Annotated in this window: 6 protein-coding genes and 1 pseudogene; 2 read left to right on the forward strand and 5 right to left on the reverse strand. The window is 67.2% G+C overall.

What is annotated here, in order from left to right:
- Positions 1-456: 456 nt before the first annotated feature.
- Positions 457-841 (forward strand): annotated as a pseudogene (locus IF67_RS42670) (ATP-binding protein).
- 46 nt (positions 842-887) lie between these two features.
- A complete protein-coding gene (locus tag IF67_RS0138180; protein ID WP_030993601.1) occupies positions 888-1,247 on the forward strand; it encodes a hypothetical protein in 360 nt (119 codons plus the stop codon).
- Between the two features lie 105 nt (positions 1,248-1,352).
- Here the strand turns inward: IF67_RS0138180 and IF67_RS0138185 are convergent, their stop codons facing one another.
- The 5 genes from IF67_RS0138185 to IF67_RS0138210 all read right to left on the reverse strand — a co-directional run.
- On the reverse strand, positions 1,353-1,661 hold the full coding sequence (locus IF67_RS0138185; protein ID WP_030993602.1) for an SCO5918 family protein: 309 nt from the start codon (positions 1,659-1,661) through the stop codon (positions 1,353-1,355).
- Positions 1,662-1,716: 55 nt separating this feature from the next.
- Complete coding sequence (locus IF67_RS0138190; protein WP_030993608.1) at positions 1,717-2,121, reverse strand: CBS domain-containing protein; 405 nt, start codon at positions 2,119-2,121, stop codon at positions 1,717-1,719.
- Positions 2,122-2,167: 46 nt separating this feature from the next.
- The gene (locus IF67_RS0138195) at positions 2,168-3,637 is read right to left on the reverse strand and encodes a DEAD/DEAH box helicase (protein WP_030993610.1); all 1,470 of its coding nucleotides are present in this window, start codon (positions 3,635-3,637) and stop codon (positions 2,168-2,170) included.
- A gap of 320 nt (positions 3,638-3,957) precedes the next feature.
- The gene (locus tag IF67_RS0138200; protein WP_030993612.1) at positions 3,958-4,161 is read right to left on the reverse strand and encodes a cold-shock protein; all 204 of its coding nucleotides are present in this window, start codon (positions 4,159-4,161) and stop codon (positions 3,958-3,960) included.
- Positions 4,162-5,034: 873 nt separating this feature from the next.
- Positions 5,035-5,774, reverse strand: a 740-nt coding sequence (locus IF67_RS0138210) for a serine hydrolase (protein WP_158713238.1), incomplete at its 5' end; no start/stop codon positions are given.

A 5,774-nucleotide genomic window follows, 5' to 3' on the forward strand; every position in this document is an offset into this window, starting at 1 on the left:
ACCGAGGTGCTGCTCACTGACTTCACTGCTGGGTACTGCGAACTGCACTTACGGGTACTGCACTTGCGCTAACTGCGGTCCTGCTCACGGCAGCCCCTGATCACTGCGGGCCACCCGGTCCGGCCGTCAGTCCCGTCGCCTTCCTGCAACAACCCTGGCTTCGGAACTCCACCACCGCACCGTCCTGCGAACTGCAACTGCGGGTACTGCTGCCCGGCAGTTCGTCTCTGCCAGGCCCTGTCTCTCTGGGCTACGAGAGAAACCATAACCACACCACAGCCCAATGTCTACTCCGGTCGACATAGATTTCCGCGTGTTCGACGGTGAGGTAATCGACCTCGAACAGCGGCGAGGCAGGCGTGAGGCCGTCATTGCCGGGTCAACCGCCGCAGGCCGGGGCGCAGGCACCACGCGGAGAGGACGGGGGACGGACGCTCCAGAGACCAAGGCGACCTGATGGACACGATGAGCATCGACGTCGCAACCGCCCGATCCACGGCATCCGTCGCCGGCGCGCGCGAGCAACCCGAGACTTCCTCGACCGCTTCGTACACCCGATCGCGGCCAAGGCCGCCGACACCGTGGTCCTGGTCGTCTCGGAGCTCGTCACCAACGCTCTGCGCCACGGCGGCGGCACCGGCACCCTGGGCCTGAGCGCGCACCCGGACAGCATCGAGGTGACCGTGCATGACTGCAGCCCGCATGCGCCGTGTATGCGCCCCCTGACCCGAACGGCGGCGCCGGGGGCGGCTGGCCCATGGTCCACCGTCTTACCCACGTCACCGCGGTCACCCGCCGGGCCTCCGGCGGCAAGACCGTGAGCGCCCGTCTTGCCCGGTAGCGTCACCGCTTAAGCAGCCGGATGGCCGGTTCATATAATCTGCCTCATGTCGAAGCCTGACGAGCTGCTCGTTGACGTCGTCGCCCTGGTGGAGTCCGGGCAGAGCAATCAGATGTCCCTGACCGTGGTCACCGGTGGTGCTGTCATCACGGGTCGGCTGGCTCCCGAAGCAGTGTGGAGGCTGAGGGTGTCGGAGGTCCTGACGGATTCGGACCGCTTGGGAGAGTTCTCCGCCGTCTTCCTCGCCCCCGCTAAGAAGGACGGGCCGCCCACGCATCTGCACTTCCATGTCGCCCGGATCCTGCAGGGCACGGTGGGGATCCCGGAGACGGGCGGGATGTACCGCGTTGCCATCGAGGACGTCAGCGGCTGGACCGTGGGCGACTTCAGCTATTCCGACCACTGAGCACCCACTGCGACGGGAACCCGTTGCAAGCAGTGTGGGCCCGACCGGCACGTGCCGGTCGGGCCCACACTGCTGTTCAGGTGCCGGCCGCTACCTGTTCCTCGGTCAGACGGATACGGGGGCGCCGAGCATCGCGGAAGCTTGCTGGAGCGGGCTGAGCATGCGTACAGGGGCGGCCGTGGCGAGGGTGCGGCAGGTGAAGCCGAGCTGAGTCATGGCCCGGAGGACTTCGGCGGCGCTGAAGTCACGTCGGTCCTGGCGGGTGACGACCTGGCCGACTTGCTTGACGGGGTAGTGGCGGCGGCCGATGATCACGGATTCGCCGGTGCCCGGTTCGGGCTTGATGCCCTTCATCGATTCCAGCACGCCGCTCCTGGTGAGCTCGAAGGGGAAACGGGCGATGACGCAGCGCATGTGGCCTCACAGGGAGAAGGAGAAGGGGAGAACGGTCCGACCAGGGTGAGGCGGTTCAGCGGGAGGGGGCGAGGATGCCCAGACCGCTGCCTTGCTCGTCAACCACCGGCCGGGCACCGAGCCGGAGGCGGCACATCGCGCGCTCGGCTTCGGCCATCGTGGCCACGGGTGAGGTGAACGACCCGTGCTCGCCGAGGATGTCGCGCAGGCGGACGCGGTCCGTGTAAGCGGAGCTGTCACGGACGGCGGTGAGTTCGGTCTGGGTGACCAGGCCGGTGCACTGGCCGTCCTGGTCGCAGACGACCAGTCGGCCCGTGCGGGCGGCGGCCATGACGGACAGCGCCACCTCGACACTCATGTCGTCACAGACCTGCAGGCCGGCCGCGTCCATCACCTCAACCAGCGTCCTGCGCACGGGGTCGGCGCTCGCCGGGCGGGGCTGCATCTGAACCAGCGTCAAAAGGTGCCTCCTGCAGAGATGGGTCAGCTTCCTGATCACGAAGGTTCTAGGCCGCCGCGTCGAAGGCGGACTGTCGTGCGGGCGTGCGCCGGGTCGCCGAAGAGGGGCGGCGTCGGCCTCGGGAGGAGGCGCTGCGCTTGGGGCGTTCGACCACCGGTGCGGTGATGACGACCGGGATACCGGACGGGGCCTGGGCGCCGGTGATCCGGCTCAGGGTCTCGTCGCCCGAGCGGATCTGGGTGGTCTGCGGCCGGATTCCGGCGTCCGCCATCAGACGGACCATGCCGCGACGCTGGTTCGGTGTGACGAGCGTGACGACGCTGCCGGACTCGCCGGCGCGGGCGGTACGGCCTCCGCGGTGGAGGTAGTCCTTGTGGTCGATCGGCGGGTCGACGTTGACGACGAGGTCGAGGTTGTCGACGTGGATGCCGCGCGCCGCGACGTTCGTCGCCACGAGCACGGTGACGTGTCCGGTCTTGAACTGGGCCAGAGTCCGGGTGCGCTGCGGCTGCGACTTGCCGCCGTGCAGCGCGGCGGCACGTACCCCGCTGTTGAGCAGGTCCTGGGTCAAGCGGTCGACTGCGTGCTTGGTGTCCAAGAACATGATCACGCGGCCGTCGCGGGCGGCGATCTCGGTCGTGGCGGCGTGCTTGTCGGCGCCGTGGACGTGCAGGACGTGGTGCTCCATCGTCGCGACCGCACCGGCCGAGGGGTCGACGGAATGCACGACGGGGTCGGTCAGGTACCGGCGCACCAGCAGGTCGACGTTACGGTCCAAGGTGGCGGAGAACAGCATCCGCTGCCCCTCCGGGCGGACCTGGTCGAGCAACGCGGTGACCTGCGGCATGAACCCCATGTCAGCCATCTGGTCGGCCTCGTCCAGCACCGTGACACCCACGTGGTTCAGCCTGCAGTCGCCACGGTCGATGAGGTCCTTGAGCCGGCCCGGGGTCGCGACGACGACCTCGGCTCCACCTCGCAGCGCGCCGGCCTGCTTGCCGATCGACATCCCGCCCACCACCGTGGCCAGCCGCAGCTTGACGGAGCGGGCGTACGGAGTGAGCGCCTCGGTCACCTGCTGCGCCAGCTCTCGCGTCGGTACGAGGATCAGCCCCAGCGGCTGGCGGGGCTCAGCCCGCTGTCCGGCGGTACGGGCGAGCAGGGCGAGGCCGAAGGCGAGGGTCTTGCCGGAACCGGTGCGCCCACGGCCCAGGACGTCGCGGCCCGCCAGGGAGTTCGGCAGCGTGGCGCCCTGGATCGGGAACGGTGCACTCACGCCCTGCTTGCCGAGTGCGGCCAGTAGCTGCTCAGGCATGCCGAGCTCGGCGAAGCCCTCAACGCCGGGCAACGCGGGGGTAATCGTCTTGGGAAGCGTGAACTCACGCTGCACTGTGGCGGGCCGGCGGCCGTAACCACCGGAACGGGCCGGCGAGTCGAATCGGCTGCCGCCCTTTCTGGCGTCGGCACTTCCATTACGGGGGCGGGCGGAGCGGTCGTTCGTGTGTGTGCGGTTCATGCGGAACCTTCCTCGATGCGGCGCATATCAAGGAATTCCCGCAGCGATGAGCGGCACGGGGAATTACTGCTATGGGCCGGTGGTAAAAGAAAGCAAATATGGCCGGCGGGAATCTGCGCGGGCACAGGTGCTTAAATGGGGGACGCGAGATCCGCGGTGTAGCTCTTCAGGATGCGCCTGCATTCTGAAGGAGGAGCCACGGGTGGTGAGCCGTGGATTCCTCCGAGGCTTCTCGCAAGTGAAACTACTGCGGGAAATGCATGCAGCTGGGGCCCGCACCCCGAAGGATGCGGGCCCCAGCTACAAAATGTGCGTCAGCGTCAGGCCGGAACGATGTTCTCGGCCGTCAGGCCCTTCTGGCCCTGCGCGACGTCGAAGTTCACCTTCTGGCCTTCGAGCAGCTCGCGGAAGCCCTGGGCGGCGATGTTCGAGAAGTGGGCGAACACGTCAGCGCCGCCACCGTCCTGCTCGATGAAGCCGAAGCCCTTTTCCGCGTTGAACCACTTCACGATACCAGCAGCCATGTCATATCTCCTTTGGGGCAGTACATCGGCCTCCGCACTGCGCGGACGCCGTGTCGTCGCATTGATTACCCCGCCCGGAAAAGTGACCGGAAATACAAAAGCGCTCCCACCGGCAGGAGCCGAGTGGGGCACTTGAAGTTTTGGGAACCACAACCGCAACTGAGATCGACAGTAGCACGCCTCCAGGGTCTGCGTAGGTTAGATAATTCCACTCTGCTCGTTGCAGCAAAAACCCTCACTGCATGGTCCGTTAAACTCTCCTCTCGCGGGGACAGGTATTGATGCACCTGGGGTGCAACGATTCGGGAATCCCGCCTTCTCGGTTCGGGCTTGTTCCCTCACCTCACAGAAGGCCACGTCGCACCAGGGGCGCGGAAATGGCGCACGCCGGCTCAGACGTCGCGCTGAGGCCGACGATCTGGCGCTCGTGGTGAGGAACCTGCTCAGGGCAGCTTGCTCGGCGTCAGGTGGTTGGCGTCGGCGCCCAGCCGTTGCGCGGCTTCGTCGGCTTCCCGAAGAAGCGTCTGCGTCGTTGCCCGGTCCTCGGCTCGGGAGGCTGCCACGGCACCAGGAGGAAGCCCGTGCCATGGAGCGAGAGGTACCTGTCGCTCGTGGTGCACAAATCACGCTGCATCACGGCCGCCGCATCGTTCGCTAGCTGGATCGCCCGGGTGAAGCGGCCAGTGGCCATCAGGCAGGGCTTGGCTGTCCAGAAGAGCAAGCCCTCACCGTGTTCCGGCCACGCACCGCGTGGGCGCGCTCCCCGCGCCGTTGCGGGGCCTCTCCGACAACCCTGGATTGTCGATACCCACCTGGCGAAGACCGTCGACAAGGCTCACCGCGCGAGCTGAGCCCATTGCACTGGGACTACCGTCAGGTCAGTGACATGCGCACTGCGTCGACCAACGATGCCGCACGCGCATCGTCCGGGCCGCTGATGATGTGGTTCATCACGTAGGCAAAGGCAATGCCGTGTTCCGGATCGGCGAAGCCGAGTGAGCCGCCTCGGCCGGTGTGACCGAAGGAGCACGGCCCGGTCATGGGGTTGTCCGCGGCGGGCAGCATGTAGCCGGAGCTGAACCGGCTGGGCGCTACCAGCACTTGGTCCCTCCCGTGGGCCTGCTCCTTGGTCGCCGATACGAGGGTTGCCGAGTTGAAGAGCCGGAAGTCCTCCACCTCGCCGATCAGCGCTGCGTACATGCGCGCCAGGCCGCGCGCCGTGCCGATGCCATTGGAGGCCGGGAGTTCCGCGGCCTGCACTTCGGGGGAGTTGAAGTCGATCTCGGCCGGGTCGGTAACTGTGTACGCCCTGTTGCTGAGGAAGTTCGGGTCGCGCCAGGCGGCGACCTGTTCGCGGAGCTCTCCGGGGATCGACTCTGGAGGCACGGTCGTAAAGTCGACATCCGGCGTCCGGTGCACCATGCGGCTGACCCGGTCGCGTTCGCTCGCCGGCAGCCCGATGAAGAAGTCTGCTGGCCTCCACCAGTGCGGAGTGGGACTGCCGGGCCTCCCCCCTAGATGCAATACCGGTGACTTTGGGCTTTCCGGGTCGTTGGGCGGGGTGTGCCAAGGCCCGGACAGGTGAAGTCGTCGTCGGATGACCGGTTCTCGGA

It is taken from the genome of Streptomyces sp. NRRL S-1813 (assembly GCF_000719605.1).
Taxonomy (GTDB): domain Bacteria; phylum Actinomycetota; class Actinomycetes; order Streptomycetales; family Streptomycetaceae; genus Streptomyces; species Streptomyces decoyicus.